The 16,590-nt window shown below is 75.5% G+C and carries 13 protein-coding genes; 6 read left to right on the top strand and 7 right to left on the bottom strand.

The features are described 5' to 3' along the window. Nucleotides 1-103 precede the first annotated feature (103 nt). Nucleotides 104-865 carry an SDR family oxidoreductase gene (locus ACYVD5_RS19035; RefSeq protein ID WP_461002429.1) on the top strand — a complete coding sequence of 254 codons (762 nt, stop codon included), beginning with the start codon at nt 104-106 and terminating at the stop codon, nt 863-865. A gap of 155 nt (nt 866-1,020) precedes the next feature. Here the strand turns inward: ACYVD5_RS19035 and ACYVD5_RS19040 are convergent, their stop codons facing one another. Together ACYVD5_RS19040 and ACYVD5_RS19045 are read right to left on the bottom strand one after the other, a co-directional pair. Next, nucleotides 1,021-1,314: a hypothetical protein gene (locus ACYVD5_RS19040; RefSeq protein WP_461002430.1), complete on the bottom strand. Its 294-nt coding sequence runs from the start codon at nt 1,312-1,314 to the stop codon at nt 1,021-1,023. Between the two features lie 11 nt (nt 1,315-1,325). Further along, nucleotides 1,326-2,060, bottom strand: a complete 735-nt coding sequence (locus tag ACYVD5_RS19045; RefSeq protein ID WP_461002431.1) for a TetR/AcrR family transcriptional regulator — start codon at nt 2,058-2,060, stop codon at nt 1,326-1,328. 84 nt (nt 2,061-2,144) lie between these two features. Here ACYVD5_RS19045 and ACYVD5_RS19050 point away from each other — a divergent pair, with 84 nt between their 5' ends. Both ACYVD5_RS19050 and ACYVD5_RS19055 read left to right on the top strand, forming a co-directional pair. Continuing rightward, the gene (locus tag ACYVD5_RS19050; protein WP_461002432.1) at nt 2,145-4,787 is read left to right on the top strand and encodes a molybdopterin-dependent oxidoreductase; all 2,643 of its coding nucleotides are present in this window, start codon (nt 2,145-2,147) and stop codon (nt 4,785-4,787) included. Then, a complete protein-coding gene (locus tag ACYVD5_RS19055) occupies nt 4,784-5,746 on the top strand; it encodes an FAD binding domain-containing protein (RefSeq protein ID WP_461002433.1) in 963 nt (320 codons plus the stop codon). Before ACYVD5_RS19050 ends, ACYVD5_RS19055 begins: the two co-directional genes overlap by 4 nt. An 88-nt stretch (nt 5,747-5,834) precedes the next feature. On the opposite strand, the gene ACYVD5_RS19060 is transcribed toward ACYVD5_RS19055, so the two are convergent. Next, nucleotides 5,835-6,575: a FadR/GntR family transcriptional regulator gene (locus ACYVD5_RS19060; RefSeq protein ID WP_461002434.1), complete on the bottom strand. Its 741-nt coding sequence runs from the start codon at nt 6,573-6,575 to the stop codon at nt 5,835-5,837. A 395-nt stretch (nt 6,576-6,970) separates the two neighbouring features. Here ACYVD5_RS19060 and ACYVD5_RS19065 point away from each other — a divergent pair, with 395 nt between their 5' ends. The 3 genes from ACYVD5_RS19065 (at nt 6,971) to ACYVD5_RS19075 (ending at nt 9,950) form a co-directional block, all read left to right on the top strand. Further along, complete coding sequence (locus ACYVD5_RS19065) at nt 6,971-7,711, top strand: (Fe-S)-binding protein (RefSeq protein ID WP_461002435.1); 741 nt, start codon at nt 6,971-6,973, stop codon at nt 7,709-7,711. 98 nt (nt 7,712-7,809) lie between these two features. Then, nucleotides 7,810-9,309 carry a lactate utilization protein B gene (locus ACYVD5_RS19070; protein WP_461002441.1) on the top strand — a complete coding sequence of 500 codons (1,500 nt, stop codon included), beginning with the start codon at nt 7,810-7,812 and terminating at the stop codon, nt 9,307-9,309. Continuing rightward, complete coding sequence (locus ACYVD5_RS19075) at nt 9,306-9,950, top strand: LutC/YkgG family protein (RefSeq protein ID WP_461002436.1); 645 nt, start codon at nt 9,306-9,308, stop codon at nt 9,948-9,950. The genes ACYVD5_RS19070 and ACYVD5_RS19075 overlap by 4 nt, the downstream gene beginning before the upstream one ends. 50 nt (nt 9,951-10,000) lie before the next feature. Here the strand turns inward: ACYVD5_RS19075 and ACYVD5_RS19080 are convergent, their stop codons facing one another. The 4 genes from ACYVD5_RS19080 to ACYVD5_RS19095 form a co-directional block, all read right to left on the bottom strand. Beyond that, a complete protein-coding gene (locus tag ACYVD5_RS19080; RefSeq protein ID WP_461002437.1) occupies nt 10,001-11,842 on the bottom strand; it encodes a protein kinase domain-containing protein in 1,842 nt (613 codons plus the stop codon). A gap of 103 nt (nt 11,843-11,945) precedes the next feature. Then, the gene (locus ACYVD5_RS19085) at nt 11,946-14,279 is read right to left on the bottom strand and encodes a transglutaminase-like domain-containing protein (protein ID WP_461002438.1); all 2,334 of its coding nucleotides are present in this window, start codon (nt 14,277-14,279) and stop codon (nt 11,946-11,948) included. Then, the gene (locus ACYVD5_RS19090) at nt 14,267-15,394 is read right to left on the bottom strand and encodes a DUF58 domain-containing protein (RefSeq protein ID WP_461002439.1); all 1,128 of its coding nucleotides are present in this window, start codon (nt 15,392-15,394) and stop codon (nt 14,267-14,269) included. Before ACYVD5_RS19090 ends, ACYVD5_RS19085 begins: the two co-directional genes overlap by 13 nt. Then, the gene (locus ACYVD5_RS19095) at nt 15,394-16,443 is read right to left on the bottom strand and encodes an AAA family ATPase (protein ID WP_461002440.1); all 1,050 of its coding nucleotides are present in this window, start codon (nt 16,441-16,443) and stop codon (nt 15,394-15,396) included. Before ACYVD5_RS19095 ends, ACYVD5_RS19090 begins: the two co-directional genes overlap by 1 nt. Nucleotides 16,444-16,590: the final 147 nt, after the last annotated feature.

Below are 16,590 nucleotides of genomic sequence, written 5' to 3' on the forward strand. Positions count from 1 at the left end.
CCGTCCGCCCGCGCGGCCCTGACGGCCGCCCCCGCCCGCGCGCCGCCGCCCCCGCGGGCGGGGCGCGGGGCGGCTGTGGGCGGGTGGTGGCTAATCTCGGGCCATGGAGTTCTCTACGGCATTCGTGACGGGGGCCAGCACCGGGTTCGGCGCCGAGATCGCGCGCCGGTTCGCGGAGTCGGGGCTGCGTGTGGTGGCCGCCGCGCGCCGCGGTGAGCGGTTGGCCGGGCTGGCCGCGGAGCTGGGGCCCGGCGTGCACCCGGTGGAGCTGGACGTGCGCGACCGCTCGGCGGTCACCGCGGCGATCGGCGGCCTGCCCGCGGACTTCGCCGATGTGGACGTGCTGGTCAACAACGCCGGGCTGGCCAAGGGCCTGTCGGGTGCCGACGAGGCCGACCTGGACGACTGGGAGCAGATGGTCGACACCAACTGCAAAGGCGCCATGTACTGCACGCGCGCCCTGCTGCCGGGCATGGTCGAGCGCGGGCGCGGACACGTGGTCAACATCGGCTCGATCGCGGGCAACCACCCCTATCCGGGCGGCAACGTCTACGGGGCGACCAAGGCGTTCCTGCGCCAGTTCAGCCTGAACCTGCGGGCCGACCTGCACGGCACGGGCGTGCGGGTGACCGACGTCGAACCGGGGCTGGCCGGCGGCACCGAGTTCTCCGAGGTCCGTTTCGGCGGCGACCGCGAACGCGCCGCGGCGGTCTACGAGGGCACCCGGGCGCTCGGGCCGCAGGACGTGGCCGAGACGGTGCGGTGGGTGGTATCGCAGCCCGCGCACGTGAACGTGAACACGATCGAACTGATGCCGGTTGCGCAAACATTCGCAGGGCTGAAGGTATGGCGCGGAGCAGAGTAGTTGGGGCGCGGTGAACCGCCGCGGCCCCGCCGGCGGGCCAGCGCCCGCCGGCCGGGCAGGCACGAGGCGGCCCGCCCCTGCTGCTCAGCCTGCTCGGCGGGCGGGCAACACGGGTGCGGGGCGCATCCGGGTCGACCGCCGCGCGCGGATCGGGGTCAGTCGGAGTCGGCTGCGGGCACCGGCTTGCCGGCGCTGAGCGCGTCGACCACGGCCTGGGCCGCGCGCAGGTCGTAGCCGGTGGCCATGCGGATGTCCCTGATGGCGGCGACGGGCTTGCCCTCGTCGATGCGCTGCTGCGCCTTGGCGCGGACCGCGGCCGGCAGCGGCCGGGTGAGCGGCGACGCGGGCGAGCGCTGGTACTTGCGCCGCACCTGCAGCCGGTAGAAGCCCAACGCGAAGCCGGCCAGCACCACGGCGGCGATACCCGCACCCAACAGAATGTCGTCCATGAGCGCCGATTCTAGGCCTTCTCGGCCCCGCTGCCGCCGGTTGCGCCCTGCCGCGCGGGCCCGGCCGGCTGCTCGCGGGCGGTAAGACCGGCGACCAGGTCGGCGACCAGGTCGCCGGCGAAGGCCCCGGATTCGGCGTTGCCGCCGCCCTCCAGGCCCTTGCCTTCCAAGTGGCCGGACATGGCCAGCGTGACCAGGCCGTGGAGGGCCGACCAGGCGAGCAGGGCCATCGCGCGGGGCTCGCCCGCGCGCACGGCGCCGGTGCGCTGGCCTTGGGCGAGGGCGTCGACGGCGCACCCCATCGTCCGGCTCGCGGCCTCGTACACGCCGGAGCCGTCGACGAAGGACAGATGTTCGCCGAATGCCAGCCGGTAGTGCTTGGGGTGGTCCATGCCGTAGCGCAGGTAGGCCATGAAGGCGCGGCGCAGCGCCTCGGGCACGGCGGCGGGCGGGGTTGCGGCTGTGGGCAGGGCGGCGTGGATCTCGGCGAGGGCGGGTTCCAGGCTGGACAGCGCGGCGGCGCCCAGCAGGTCGCTCTTGTCGTCGAAGTGGCGATAGGGGGCTGCGCGCGAAACTCCCGCCAGTTCGCCGACCTTGCGCATGGTCACGGCATCGGGGCCGCCGTCGGCCAGCAGGCGGGAGGCCGCCCCGATCAGCCGTTCGCGGGTATCGCCGCGCCCGCCCGCCGCGTTCGGCCCGTCCGGATCCGCCGATCCGGCGGCTGTGCTGCGCTGCGCTGCGGACATGCGGCGACATTACGACACGGTTGTTGACAAGGTCAACTTCACCCCTTACGTTGACGACGTCAACATCGAATCGGGGAGACCCACGTGGACATCACCGTAAACGGGGCCGCGGCGCAGGTCAGCGCCGATCCCGCAACCACCGCCGCCGAGGTCGTACGCGACGGTCTCGGCCTGACCGGAACCAAGACCGCATGCAACGCCGGGGTCTGCGGATCCTGCACACTGCTCGTCGACGGCACCCCCGCCGCCTCCTGCCTGCTGCCCGCGACCGCACTTGAGGGCCGCACGGTCACCACCATCGAAGGGCTGGCGGCCGATGGGCCGCACCCGGTGCAGCGGGCCTTTGCCGCCCACGACGCCATGCAGTGCGGCTACTGCACGCCGGGGTTCGTCGTCGAGGCGGCCGCCTTTGTCGACCGGTACCGCGCAGCACACGGCGACACCGCACCCGACCGCGCCGAGATCGCCGCAGCCATGGCCGGGCACCTGTGCCGCTGCGGCGCCTATCCGGGCATCTACGCCGCCATCGCCGCCGCCTGCGCCGGAGAGCACGACGCCGGCCCGGACCCGGACCCGGCCCCGCCGCGCGCCGAAGCCGCCGACAAGGCGGCCGGGCGGGCCCGCTACACCACCGACATCCGGCCCGAGGGCTGCTGGGAGGCGGTGATCGTGCGCTCGACCCGGGCCCATGCGCTTGTGGAGTCCGTCGACGCCGGCGGCGCGGTGCACGTAGACCTGCTCGGCGCCGACCGCACCGTCCGCTATGCCGGCCAGCCGCTGCTGGCCGTGGCCGCGCCCACCGCCGCCAAGGCCCGCGCAGCCGCCGAGCAGGTCGCCGTCGACTACCGGGACCTGCCCGCCGCGGTGGATCCGGCCGCTGCCCGCCAGGCCGGCGCACCCCTCGTGTACCCCTCGCGCGCCGAACGCTCGACGGCCCCCGGGCACAACGAGGGCGCCGCGCCGCCGGCACGCTGGCAGGGCAACGTCCGCGGCCCGTTCAGCCTGGGCCGGCGCAGCGCCACCGCGGTCAACCGCATCCGGGCCGCGGCCCGCGACGGCGACTCGCGCCTGGTCACCGGCGTGTTCGAGACCGCCGTCCAGGTACACACCCCCATGGAACCGCACGCGTGTGTGGCCCGCTGGGACGACACCGGCGACCTGCACATCCACGTCTCCACCCAAGCGGTGGTGGCCGTGGCCGAGGCTGCCGCCAAACGCTGGGACCTGCCTCGAGAGCGCGTACACGTCACCGCCGAGCACGTCGGCGGCGCGTTCGGCGCCAAACAATGGCTGCAGGTCGAGACCATCGCCGCCGTGGAACTGGCCCGTGCCGCCGGCGCACCCGTACGGCTGGTCTTCGACCGCGCCGCCGAACTCACCGACGCCGGCAGCCGGCCCGGGTCGCGCACCGAGGTGGCGATGCTGGCCGGCGCCGACGGCGGGCTCGCCGCACTGACCATGGACGTGTACTCCGACGGCGGCGTCGCCATCGGCGGGATGGCCGCGGTGCTGGGCCGGCTGATGTACGGGCGCGCGCCCCGGCGGCTGCGCGACTTCGACGTCGCCACCAACCGGCCGCCCGCGGCGCCGTTCCGCGGGCCCGGGGGCGCGCAGCTGGCCTGGGCGCTGGAGCAGTCGGTCGACGAGATGGCCCACCGCCTCGGCGAGGACCCGATCGCGCTGCGCCGGCGCTGGGACGGCAACCCCAAGCGGCACGCCCTCTACGACTGGGCGGCGGCGCTGCCGGTATGGGGCGAGCGCACCCGGGGCGCGTCTACGGGGCGGTCCCGGCGCGGGGTCGGGGTCTCGGCCGCCAACTGGATCTACATGCTGGACCCGGCCGCTGCGGTCGAGCTGGTGGTCGAGGACGGCATGGTGGTGGCCGAGACCGCGGTGCAGGACATGGGTACCGGTTCCCGCTCGGTGGTCGCCGAGGCGGTGCGCACCGAGCTTGGCGTGCCGCGCGAGCGGGTGCGGGTGCGCGCGGGCAGCAGCGACCTGGTCGACGCGCCCACGTCCGGTGGCAGCCGCACCACCGCGTCGCTGGGTCCGGCGGCCCGGGACGCGGCCGCACGGCTGCTGGCCAAGGCCCGCGAACTCGCCGCGAACCGAAGCGGGCCGGCCGGGTCCGGCGGCTCGGGCGGAACGGCAGGCTCGGGCGTGCTGGACAGTGCCGCACTGGCGGCGCTGGAAGGGCTGCGGGTGCGCGGCATCCGCCGCCGGGACCGCCGCGGCTACGCCCTTCCGTTCGCCATTCCGGGCCTGGGCGGTATCGGACGCGGCTTCACCGGCGCGGTGCACGTGATGGAGGTGGAGGTCGACACCCTGCTGGGCACGGTGCGGCCCACGCGCTGCTGGGCGGGGATCTCTGCGGGGCGGATGTATGCCGAACGGCCCGCACGCAACCAGTGTGAGGGCGGTGTGGTGCAGGGGATCGGCTACGCGCTCTACGAGCAGCGCCGCGACGACCCGCTCACCGGCACCGTCCTGACCTCCAACCTGGAGGATTACCGCATCCCCGGCATCGGTGACACCCCGGAAATCGAGGTGCACTTCCATGAACAGGGCTGGGAGCACGTGCCCGGCGGCGGCGTGGGTATCGGCGAGGTGTCCACGATCGGCGTCGCCGCGGCCGTGGGCAACGCCGTCTTCGACGCCACCGGCTGGCGGCCGCACGACCTGCCCATCCGGCCCGACCGGCTACTCGAAGGGATCGGTGTGAAATGACCGCGGACAACACGGGGAGCATCCCCGCGGACGTGGCCTCCGCGGCCGCGGCGCTGCGCGGCTCGGCGGCCGAGGCCCGGGCGGGCGGCACCGACCTCATGGCGCGGGTGCGCGAAGGAGTGGCCGGTGCCCCCTTCGTGGACCTGTTCCGGGTGGGCGCCCTGCGCGGGGTCGAGTGGCGATCTGCCGGCTCGGCGCGCATCGGTGCGCTGACCACCGTCGCCGAGATCGCCGCCGACGCGCGCCTTCGCGCGGCCTACCCCGCGCTGGCGGCAACGGCGGCCGCCGTTGCAACGCCGCAGATCCGGTCGGTGGGCACGCTGGGCGGCAACCTGCTGCAGCGCAACCGGTGCCCCTACTTCCGCAGCGCGGCGTTCGGCTGCCTGCAGAAGGGCGGAGACTCCTGCCCGGCGCGCGCCGGGGACCACCTGCACGGCACGGTGGTCGAGCAGGGCGCCGAGTGCGCGGCGCCGCACCCGTCGTCACTGGCGATGGCGCTGCTGGCCTACGACGGGGCGTCGGTCGAGGTGGAGGGCGCCGCGCCGCGGGCCGTCGCGGACCTCTACGACGGGGCGGACTCCACCCGGGACCACGTCTTGGAGGCCGGGGGCCTGCTGACCGCCGTGGTGCTTCCGGTGCCCGCCGAGAGCGAGAGCGCGGCCTACCGCCGTGCGACCTCCCGCTCGCACGGCGAGTGGCCGCTGGTCGAGGCGGTGGCGCGCGTGGTGCGCACCGACGGCGCCGTGACCCGGGCCGCTGTCGCCGCCGGTGCGGTGGCCCGGACGCCGATCCGGCTGCCCGAGGTGGAACAGGCGATCATCGGCGCCCGGAACCCGCGCGAGGCCGCCGCCGCGGTGGCCGGCGTCCCCGCCATGTGCAGCCCGCTACCGCAGACCGGGTACAAAGCGCCCCTGCTGCGCGACACGGTCCGCGACGCCTTGGAGCGCGCGCTCGCGTAGGGCTCCCGAAGGTGCAGTTGCCCGCCGCGCGGGCGCGGCGGGCAACTGCACCACTACGGCTGCCGGCTTCGACCGGCGGGGCTGGGCCTCACCCCGCGCCGCCGGACCCCAGGTGGCCGCGGAGCCAGCGTTCGACCTCCATGACGTGGGTGGTGGCGGCGGCGCGGGCGGCGTCGGGGTCGCGGTCGCACAGGGCCTGGTAGATGCGGTCGTGGTCCTCGCGCAGCCGGGCGGTCAGGCCGGCCTCGCGGTGGCCGTGCCACACCCGGGCGTTGAATGTGCGCGAGGACAGCCCGTCGTTGACTGCCACCAGGGTGGCGTTGCCTGTGGTCTCCACGATCGCCTGGTGGAAGGACAGGTCGGCGGCAACCGTCTCGCCCTCGCTGGTTCCGGTACCGATGCGCTCCAGGATCCCGGCCAGGTGGCGCAACTGGGCCTCGTCGGCGCGGGCCGCGGCCAGGGCGGTGGCGGCGGGCTCCAGCATCCGGCGCACCTGCAGGACCTCGATGAGGGTCTCGCCCTGGGAGACCTCGGCGAGCACGGAGAACGTCTCCAACAGGTCGCCGGGGCGCAGCGGGGTGACATAGACCCCGGCGCCGTGGCGGACCTCCAGCACACCCAGAGTGGTCAGGGCGCGGATGGCCTCGCGCATGGAGCCGCGCGAGACGCCGAGTCCGGCCGCCAGGTCGCGTTCGGTGGGCAGCCGGTCGCCGGGTTCGAGCGCCCCGCCGGCGATCATCGCCTTGATGTGCTCGATGGCGCGCTGGGTCACCGGCAGGCGATCGGCGGATGCCGGCGCGGCGCCGGGCGCCGGGTCGGGTCGGGTCACCGGTGCCTGCCTTTCCGTGTGGAAGCGGTATCCCCTCGGCTGCGCAGTCGGCGCCGGGGGCAGAGTGCGCCGCGGGCCGCTGCGCGGCTTCGCGCGGTGCGGTCCCATCTTGACATCCCGAGCGCACTCGGCGTAGAAGTGGTCCGACCAATCTGGCTGCGCGGGCGACGTTATGCCGTTATCGTCCCGTTTCTTCGGTTGGTCGGCGGACCACGTACTGCACAAGCGGCACAGAGATATCGGACCACTTATGATCGCCGGCGGCCGCGTGCCAGCTCACCGGCTCCGTTCCCGGCTCGCCGGGCCCGGTGCCGAACACGCGGACCCGGCCCGGCCTATGGTCGGTGGCAGCCCCGGCCGCCGCGCGGCGGCCGGGACCTGAATCGAGGGAGCGCATGCGGATCGCACTGTTCGTCACCTGCGTGAACGACACCCTGTACCCCGGCACCGGGCGCGCGGTGGTGCGCCTGCTGCGCAGGCTCGGCCACGAGGTCGTCTTCCCCGAATCCCAGACCTGCTGCGGGCAGATGCACTACAACACCGGCTACCGGCGCGAGGCCCAGAAGCTGGCGGTGCGGTTCGTCGAGACCTTCGCCGACGCCGACGCGGTCCTGGCCCCCTCCGGCTCGTGCGCCGCCATGGTCCGCGACAACTACCCGCGCTTGGGCGAGCCCGGCAGCAGGCTCGACCGCGCGGTGTCCGAGGTGGCCCCGCGCGTCCACGACCTGTCGGAGCTGCTGGTGGACGTCCTCGGGGTCACCGACGTGGGCGCCTACTTCCCGCACACGGTCACCTACCACCCCACCTGCCACGGGCTGCGGCTGCTCAGGCTCGGCGACCGGCCCTATGAGCTGCTGCGCAACGTCCGCGGCATCGACCTGCGCGAGCTGGAAGGCTCCGCCGAGTGCTGCGGGTTCGGCGGCACGTTCGCGATGAAAAACGCCGACGTGTCGGCGGCCATGGGCGCCGACAAGGCCCGCAACGTCGCCGCGACCGGCGCGGAGGTGCTGTGCGCGGTCGACAACTCCTGCCTGATGCACATCGGCGGCACCCTGCAGCGCCAACGCGCCGGCATCAAGAGCGTCCACCTCGCCGAGATCCTCGCCTCGACCGAACAGGAGCCGGCCCGCATATGAGCCACCAGCACCCCACCGGCCGCCACGCACCCGGCCCCAACGCCATGGCTGCGCCCGCCTCCACCGGGCGGGCCGCAGGCACGGCGACGTTCATGGGCATGCCGCCCTTCCCCGAGGCGGCCGCCGACGCCACCGGCGACGCCCAACTGCGGCACAACCTGCGCAAGGCCACCCACACCATCCGCGGCAAGCGCGACGGCGTCGTCGCCGAACTCGGCGACTGGTCCCGGCTGCGCGCCGCCGGCAAGGCGATCAAGGACCGCACGCTGCGCCACCTGGACGTGTACCTGGAGCGGTTGGAGGAAGCCGTCACCGCCGCCGGCGGGCACGTGCACTGGGCCGCCGACGCGGCCGAGGCCAACGAGATCGTCACCCGCCTGGTCCGCAGCACCGGCGAGAGCGACGTGGTCAAGGTCAAGTCCATGGCCACCCAGGAGATCGAGCTGAACGAGGCGCTGGCCCAGGCCGGGATCACCGCCTACGAGACCGACCTCGCCGAGCTGATCGTGCAGCTCAGCGACGACCTGCCCTCGCACATCCTGGTGCCGGCCATCCACCGCAACCGCGCCGAGATCCGCGAGATCTTCCGCGACCACATGGCGTCCTGGGGCGTTCCCGCACCCGAGGAGCTCAGCGACGACCCCCGCGCACTGGCCGAGGCCGCCCGCGTCCACCTGCGCGAGCGGTTCCTGCGCACAAAGGTCGCGATATCCGGCGCCAACTTCGCCGTCGCCGACACCGGATCCATGGTGGTGCTGGAGTCCGAGGGCAACGGGCGGATGTGCCTGACCCTGCCGGAGACGCTGATCTCGGTGGTGGGCATCGAGAAGATCGTGCCCAGCTGGTCGGATTTGGAGGTGTTCCTGCAGCTGCTGCCGCGTTCCTCCACCGGCGAGCGGATGAACCCCTACACCTCGACCTGGACCGGGGTGACCCCGGGCGACGGCCCCCAGGAGTTCCACGTGGTGCTGCTGGACAACGGCCGCACCAACGTCCTGGCCGACACCGTGGGGCGCCAGGCGCTGCGGTGCATCCGCTGCTCGGCGTGCCTGAACATCTGCCCGGTCTACGAGCGCACCGGCGGGCACGCCTACGGTTCGGTCTATCCCGGCCCGATCGGCGCGATCCTCACCCCGCAACTGCGCGGGACCGCCTCTGCGACCGACGCGGCGCTGCCGTACGCGTCATCGCTGTGCGGTGCCTGCTACGACGTCTGCCCGGTGGCCATCGACATCCCCGAAGTGCTGGTGCACCTGCGCGAGGAGGTCGCCGCCGGACCCGGCCACCACGCGGAAAAGGCCGCCATGAGCGTGGCCGGGTGGACCCTGGGCGGCGAACGCCGCTTGGTCACCGCTCAGCGCGCGGCCTCGGCGGCGCGGTCGCTGATGCCCAAGCGCATGCCCGGTCCGGCCTCAGCCTGGACCGACACGCGCGACATCCCCGACATCCCCGAGGAGTCGTTCCGCTCCTGGTGGCGCCGCGAGGGCAGTGCCGAGCCGGCGCCGGAGGCCGGCACCGGGGCCGGGGCCGCGGGCGCCGGCGCAGACGGGCAGACCGGCAGCGGCGGGCACGGCGGCACGGAAGGTGATCAGCGATGAGCGGTTCCCGCGAACGGATTCTGGGGCGCGTCCGCGCCGCGCTGGCCGACGTGCCGCCGGGTGAGGCACCGGAGGACGTACCGGTCCCCCGCGACTACTCCCCCGACCACGACCAGGGAGAAACCGCGGCGCTGTTCGTGGACCGGCTGGAGGACTACAAGGCGCTGGTCCACCGCGCCGCGCCCGAAGAGCTGGCCGAGTGCATCGCCCGGGTGCTGGCCGACCGCGGCGCCCGAAGCGTGGGCGCCCCGCACGACGCCCCCGGCGACTGGTTCGCCGCGACAGGGGCCGAGGTGGTGCGCGACGGCGGCGGCACCGGCGGCGGGCTGGGCCTGGCCGGGCTGGAGAGCGTGGACGGTGTCGTAACCGGCTGCGCGGCGGCGATCGCCGAAACCGGCACCATCGTCCTCGACGCCGGTACCGCCCAGGGCCGGCGCGCGCTCACGCTGATCCCCGACTACCACCTGTGCGTCGTCCGGCGCGACCAGGTCGTCGCCGGGGTGCCCGAGGCTCTTTCCCGCCTCGACCCCGCCCGCCCGCTGACCTGGATCAGCGGCCCTTCGGCCACAAGCGACATCGAGTTGGACCGGGTCGAGGGCGTGCACGGCCCGCGCACCCTGGAGGTCGTCATCGTCGGCTGATCCCCGGCTGCGGGCCCCACCGGCTGCGAGGACCGGGCGGACTGCGGGGATTATCCGGTGCCCCGGTCGGTGCAGACCTCGGAGGAGCGGGCGATCCGGTCCACGCTGAGGACGGCGACGACCGTGAAGCAGTACTCCTGGTTCGTGTTCAGGCCGTTGACCGCGGTCTCGGTCGTGCCGGGCTCGGTGTCCGCAAGGTTGGCCGGTGTGGTGCCCACCGGCCCGCCGACGACGTGGTGGGAGGCCTCGCCACCGCTGTTGTCGGTCCAGGCCACGACCACCGTGGCGCCGTTGTCCTGCAGTTCCACGCCGGTGGGCGCCGCCGCGGGGTCGGTGCGCGCGGGCGGTGCCGGGGCAGCGCCGGTACCGCTTGGGGAGGCGGATGCCGCCGACGGCGCGGCACCCGGCTCGCTGGCACCGGCCTGTTCCATGAGGTCGCCGCCCAGTCCGGGGCGCAGGAGCGCCACGGCGCCGGCGGTAATGACCACGAACCCGATGGCGGCGACGGCGACGGCGATGTAGAGCGGGCGCCGCCGGACGGGCTGCGCGGGCGCGGTGCCGGGGGGTTCGGGGGCCGCGGGCGCGGCGGGCACCAGTGTCGGACCGTGCTCGCCCGCCGCGGCCGACAGCGGATCGCGCCCGCCGCCTGCGGGGCCCGACGGGGTCCCGCTCGCCGGGCCTGCGGCCGTGTGCGGCACTTCCGCGCCGGGACCGGGCTCACCGCCGGGCAGGCCCTGCGTGCCCGTCCAGCCGGGCAAGCCGGCCCAGGCGTCCTCGGGCCGCTGCCCGAAGGCGGCCCCGTCGGCAGCGCCCGAGTCGGCGATGCCGTCGTTGCCGGCGGTGCCACCGCTGGTGCCACCGCTGGTGCCGCCGGTGTCGGTACCGGTGTCTGTGCCGCCGGGCCCGCCGGGATCCGCACTCCCCGCTACCGCTGCCCCGCCCGCCGCTGCGGTCGCCGCCTGGGCCGCATCCGGTCCGTCCGCGCTCTCCGCGCCCTCAGCGCCGCCCGCCCCGTGGGCTTCTTCCGCGCCGACCGCTGCACCGGCGCCGTTGGGCACCGGTACGATCCGCGCCGCCGGTTCGCCGGTGAGGGCGGCGGCGAACTCCGCAGCGGTGGCGTAGCGCTCGTCCGGGTCCTTGGCCAGCGCCCGGCCCAGCACCGGGCGCAGCGCACCGGGCAGGTCGGCGCGCGGCAGGCGCGGCGGGGCGGCGTTGAGCGCCCTGTCGCGGTACTCGAACGGGTCGACGCCCGCCTGCGGCTCTGCCACGCTGCCGCCGCCGAACGGCGGTTGCCCGGCCAGCAGGGTCCACAGGGTCGAGGCGAGCCGGTAGACGTCGGAGGCGGGCCCGGCCCGCTCCGCCCGCAGCGCCTCCGGCGGCGCGTGCAGGATGGTGCCGGGATCGGGCCCCAGCACCTCGGGCGCGTCCGCCATCGGGCGCACCGCGCCCGCGTCGGCCAACACCGCGCTGCCGCCCCAACGCAGCAGGTTGGCCGGTTCCACCCCGCGGTAGAGCAGCCCCCGCGCATGGACCGCGTGCAGCGCGGCGGCCGCAGCCGCGCCCGCGCGCACGACCTCCTCCACCGGCAGCGGGTGGCGGCGGCGCAGATTGGCCGCGTAGTCGCCTTCAGCGCAGTAGTCCATGGCGACGAACGTGCGGCCCGAGGTGGTACGGCCGCGTCCCAACACACCCACGATGCCGGGCAGCCCGGCCAGTTCGCGCAGCCGCTCGACCTCGGCTTCGCCGCCGTCCTCGCGCAGGACCTTCAGCGCGGCCGGTGCGGCGCTGCCGTCGCGCAGCGCCCGGTAGACGGTGGATGCGGCTCCCCGGTGCACGACCTCCAAGGCGTGGAAACCGGGGGCCAGGCTGCTGTCGTGCTCCGCACCGCTCATCGGTGTCCTCTTTCTCGCATGCCCCGCTGGGATACCGGGGCGGGCGGTTTTGCCGGCGCCGGCGCCGCCGAACGGTCCGGCCGCGGCCCGGCCGGATGGGCCATCACCGCCCCCGCCAGAACAGGGGCCGGGGGTCCAGCCACCAGGTGAGCCTTCTGCGCCGGCCGCGGCTCGCGCGCAGCGCGCGCAGGTGGCGGCGCGCGCCGGCGGTGACGCGGTCGGCGGCGCCGGCGTCGATGTCGGCGCCTGCGGCCGCGGCACCGAAGGAGACGCTGTTGACGGCGAACACCAGGCGGTCGAGGTCGGGGGCGGCGGCCGCCCGTGCGTCCGCCGGCAGCAGGTTGCGCGCCAGCTCGGCGGTGTCGGTGACCGTGTGACCGGGTGGCAGCGCCGCCCGGCACAGGCGCAGGCCGTCGCGGAGTTCGCGCCATGCGCCCAGTATCCGCGCTTCGGCGGTGCCGCTGCGCAGGCGCCTGCGGGACCGGGCCAGCCGCAGCACCGGCACTGCCGGCACGGCCGCGAGCGCGGCCGCCGCCGCGGCCCCCGCTGGGATCCACCCCGGGCCCGATGGCGGCCGCGGGTCTTCGGCGACGTCGTGGGGGTCACCGTCCGTACCCGTGTCGGCGTTGTCCTGTGCGGATCCGGTGTCGGCGGGCTCGGGAGCGCTCTGCGGCGCGCCGCCGGTGTCCTCGCTGTCCTGGCCGCCGGGGGTGACCGCGAAGGGCACCCAGCCGATACCGTCGAAGTAGACCTCGCCCCAGGCCACCGCGTCGCCCGTGCTCACCTGGTAGCGGCCGCCGCCTTCGTCGGTGCCGGGCCCGAAACCGACCGCGACCCGGCTGGGCAGCCCCGCTGCGCGCGCGAGCATGGCGAAGGCGCTGGCGAACTGTTCGGAGGTGCCTCCGCCGCCCTGACCGCCGGGTTCGGCGAGGATCGCGGCGACGTTGGCGTAGCCGTGCCCGCCGGGGGTGCCGGGGTCGAAGGAGTGGGACTCGCGCAGGTACCGCGCCAGGGCCCGGGCGCGCTGGTAGGGGGCGCCTACGGCCGCCTCGGCGGCGACGATGTCGTTGAGGACCGGCGGCGCCCCGGCGGGCAGTTCGCGGTAGCGGTCGAAGACCTCGCCTGCCGGGGTGGAGGCGTCGGCCAGCTCCGCGGGCCGCCACTGGGCGATGTCGCCGCCGACCCGGTAGGTGCTGTCCTCCAGCGTGCCCTCCATGCGCACCACGGTTCCCGAAACGGAGTCGTAGCCGAGTGAGGGCAGGTCCACGCGGCGGGGCGTGCCGACGACCGGCACCCAGGTTCCCGGCAGGTTCGCACCGACCGTGATCTCGGCGGTGGCGCGGCGGGCGTGCGGCAGTGGCGGCACCGGTTCGGGCAGCACCCGCCCGGCGGAGCGGTAGCCGCCCTCGGGCAGCCAGGTGGTGCCGGTGAAGTCGCCCAGGGCGACCCAGCGCAGGTCGACCGGCTCGGGCGCGGAAACGGTGAGCAGCGGCTCGTCGGAGTCGGCGGCCCACCCGGCCAGGTAGCCGAGCGGGTTCAATGCGGCCTGGGAGCTCACCGGCGGGCTCAGCACCGCCCGCGGGTCGCCGGGGCGGGCGTCCCAACCCGCGAGCAGCACCGGACCGCCGAAGACCGTGGCGGCGGCGACGAGCACCGCGGCCAAACCGGTGGCCAGGGCCCGGCGCAGGACCGGGGAGCGGGCGGCGCCGCCGGCACCGGTCGGCTCCACCCGCACGGTCGGCGCCGCTCCTGGTACCCCGGGCCCTCCGGCGGTGCCGAACGGGGCGGTCCCGGGGCCGCTGACCGCCATCAGCACTGCCGCCGCCAGTGCCAGCATGCCGATGGCGGCGAACCCGGGCGGCGCGACGGGCCCGTTGAGCACGACCGCGCCGATGAGCAGGAGCAGCCCCGGCAGCAGGGTGAGCGCCGTTCGGCGGGTGTGGTGGGCGAGGGCCTGGGCGGCGCCGGTCAGCCAGGTGGCCAGCAGCGGCAGGGTGAGGGTGTCGACGTTCAGCGGTGTGGGGGCGGTGCTGGTGAGGATGCGCGCCCCCGAGTGCAGCACCGCTTCGGCGGCACCGCCCAGCACTCCCGGGCCTTCACCGGGCAGCCAGGCCGCACAGGCGGCCACCGCGGCCAGCGGCAGGGGCAGCCCGGCCAGCAGCGCGGCGACGCCGCCCAGCCGGCGGCGCAGCAGCATGGTCACCGCCACTGCGGCCAGGGCGCAGGCCGGCAGGACCGCATGGACGACTGCGGGCTCGGCGTAGCCGGGCGCGATCGCGACCCCGCCGGCGGCAGCGGCCAGGACCAGCGCAGCCGCTGCCGGCAGTGTCCGGTCCGCGGACCCGGCGCGGGAGGTGCGCGGCTCGGGCGGCGAGGGCTCCGGCACGTGCGGCGCCGGGCCGGGCGGCGGGTCGTGCGGGGCGTTCACCGCGACCATGGCGCCTCGTTCCAGCGGTCGGAGAGCCCGGCGGCGTCCCCCGCGGTGAGCAGGGTGACTCCGGCGGGGGCGGCCGGGCGCTCTTCCGGTCCCACGGCAACGGCCAGCAACCCGGCGTAATGGGCGCGCAACCGGCCGAACAGCCGCATGTCGGCGTCGCTGAGCGCGCCGCTGACCAGCACCGCGGTGTCGCCGGAGGGCCGGGTGCGGGCCAGGCGCAGGGCGCGCCCGAGGTCGGCGTCCGCGGTGGGCGCGGCCTCGGCGAGCAGGTCCAGCAAGGGCGCCAGCCCGCCCGTGCTTGCTCGGCCCCGGCCGCTGACCAGGAGCAGTTCGCAGTGCAGCGCGGCGTGGACCCCGGTGGCCAGGATCGATGCCGCGGCGCCGGCGACCTCGTCGAGCCTGGCGTCGCCGCCGGGGGTGGGCCGGTCGTCGACGAGTACGCACACCCGGGTCCGGGAGGTGTCGACGTACTCGCGCACAACCAGCTTGTCCAGCTTGGCGGAGCTGCGCCAGTGCACGTGGCGCAGGTCGTCGCCGGGGACGTAGTCGCGCAGGGTGTGGAAGGTCAGCGTCCCGGATCTGGCGCCGTCCGCGCTGCCGTCGGGGTCGGCGACCCGGCCCACCGGGACGGCGCGCAGCCGCTCCCAGCGCGGGTGCACCCAGATCCGGTCGGTGCCGCCGTAGGAGCGGTGCAGCGCGGCAAGGCCGAACGGGTCGCTGCGGCCGACGCGCAGCGGGCCCAGTTCGATGACGCCGCGGCGCGCGGCGGTGATCCGGTAGTCGGAGCCGCCGGTTGCGTGCGGGGCCAGCGGCGCCAGCCCGATGGCCTGTTCCCCGCCCGCTCCCGCGATCCGCTCACTGATCTGCACGGCGCGCCGACCGGGGTTGCGGGCGTTCAGGCGCACGCGCAGTTCGGCACCTGGTGCGCTGCGCCGGCCGGGGATGGACCGTTCGGCCCCGACCTCGGGCGGGCGCCCCACCAGCAGCACCGCGGCCAGGACCGCCGCCAGCCCCAGTCCGCCGAGCAGCGCCAGCTCCTGGTAGGCCGAGGCCGCGCCGACCGCGAGCAGCAGCGCCCCCGTGCCCGCCACCAGCCATCCCCGTCGCGTCGGCATCAGCGGCCCGCCGCCCCCGTGTGCTGCGGCTGGGGTGCGGGGGTCTCCTCCAGGACCTCGGCGAGCACGTCGCCGCCGGTGCGCCCGCCCACCGACGCTTCGGGCGAAAGCACGAGCCGGTGCGCCCACACGTGCGGGGCGAGCCGCTTGACGTCCTCGGGGTTGGCGAAGGTGCGGCCCGCGGTAAGGGCGAGCATGCGCACGACGTGGGCCATGGCGACGGTGGATCGGGTGGACAGGCCCACGCTGAGCGCCGGGTGGCCGCGGGTGGCGTGTGCCAGGCGCAGCACGTACTCGAAGACGGAGTCGTGGACGTGCACGCGGCGGGCGGCTCGGGCCATGCGGGCCATCCGGTCGGCGTCGGTGCGCGGTGCCAGGTCGTCGGGAGAGGTGAGGCGGTCGCCGCGGATGATTGCCAGCTCGGCGGCGTGGTCGGCGTAGCCCAGGGACAGCCGCACCAGGAACCGGTCGAGCTGGGCCTCGGGCAGCCGGTAGGTGCCGTCCATCTCAACGGGGTTCTGGGTGGCCACGACCAGAAACGGCGAGGGCACCATGTACCGGGAGCCGTCGACGGTCACCATGCCCTCTTCCATGACCTCCAGCAGCGCCGACTGGGTCTTGGGCGAGGCGCGGTTGATCTCGTCGGCGACGACGACGTTGGCGAAGACCGGGCCGGGGTGGAACTCGAACTCCCGGGTGCCCTGGTTGAACACGGTGACGCCGGTGACGTCGGAGGGCAGCAGGTCCGGGGTGAACTGCACCCGCCGCCACTGGCCGTTGACGCAGGAGGCGATGGCGCGGGCCAGGGTGGTCTTGCCGGTACCGGGGACGTCCTCCAGCAGGATGTGGCCCTGGGCGAGCATCGCCACGAGGGCCAGGCGCACGACATCGGTCTTACCGAAGACGGCGGCTTCGACGGTGGCGGCGATGCCGTCGAACTCGTCGGCGTGGATGGCCGCCTCGTCCGCGGTCAGCGGGGCGTCGGCGCCGCCGGCGGGATCGGGGGCGGGGCTTGCGGGGCCGGGGCCCGCCGGGACGTGGGTGCTCACAAGGGATCTTTCCGCATGGATGGGTCGGGAGGGCGGAGCTGCCATTGTGCCGCAGCCGCTCGCCGGGGCGGTTGCGGCCGGCGCCGGGCCCGCACCCGCCTGCGGTGGCGCTGACGCCGGCGGCGCGGTTCCGGCGGGCCGGGGCGA

The organism is Streptomonospora sediminis, from assembly GCF_054778995.1.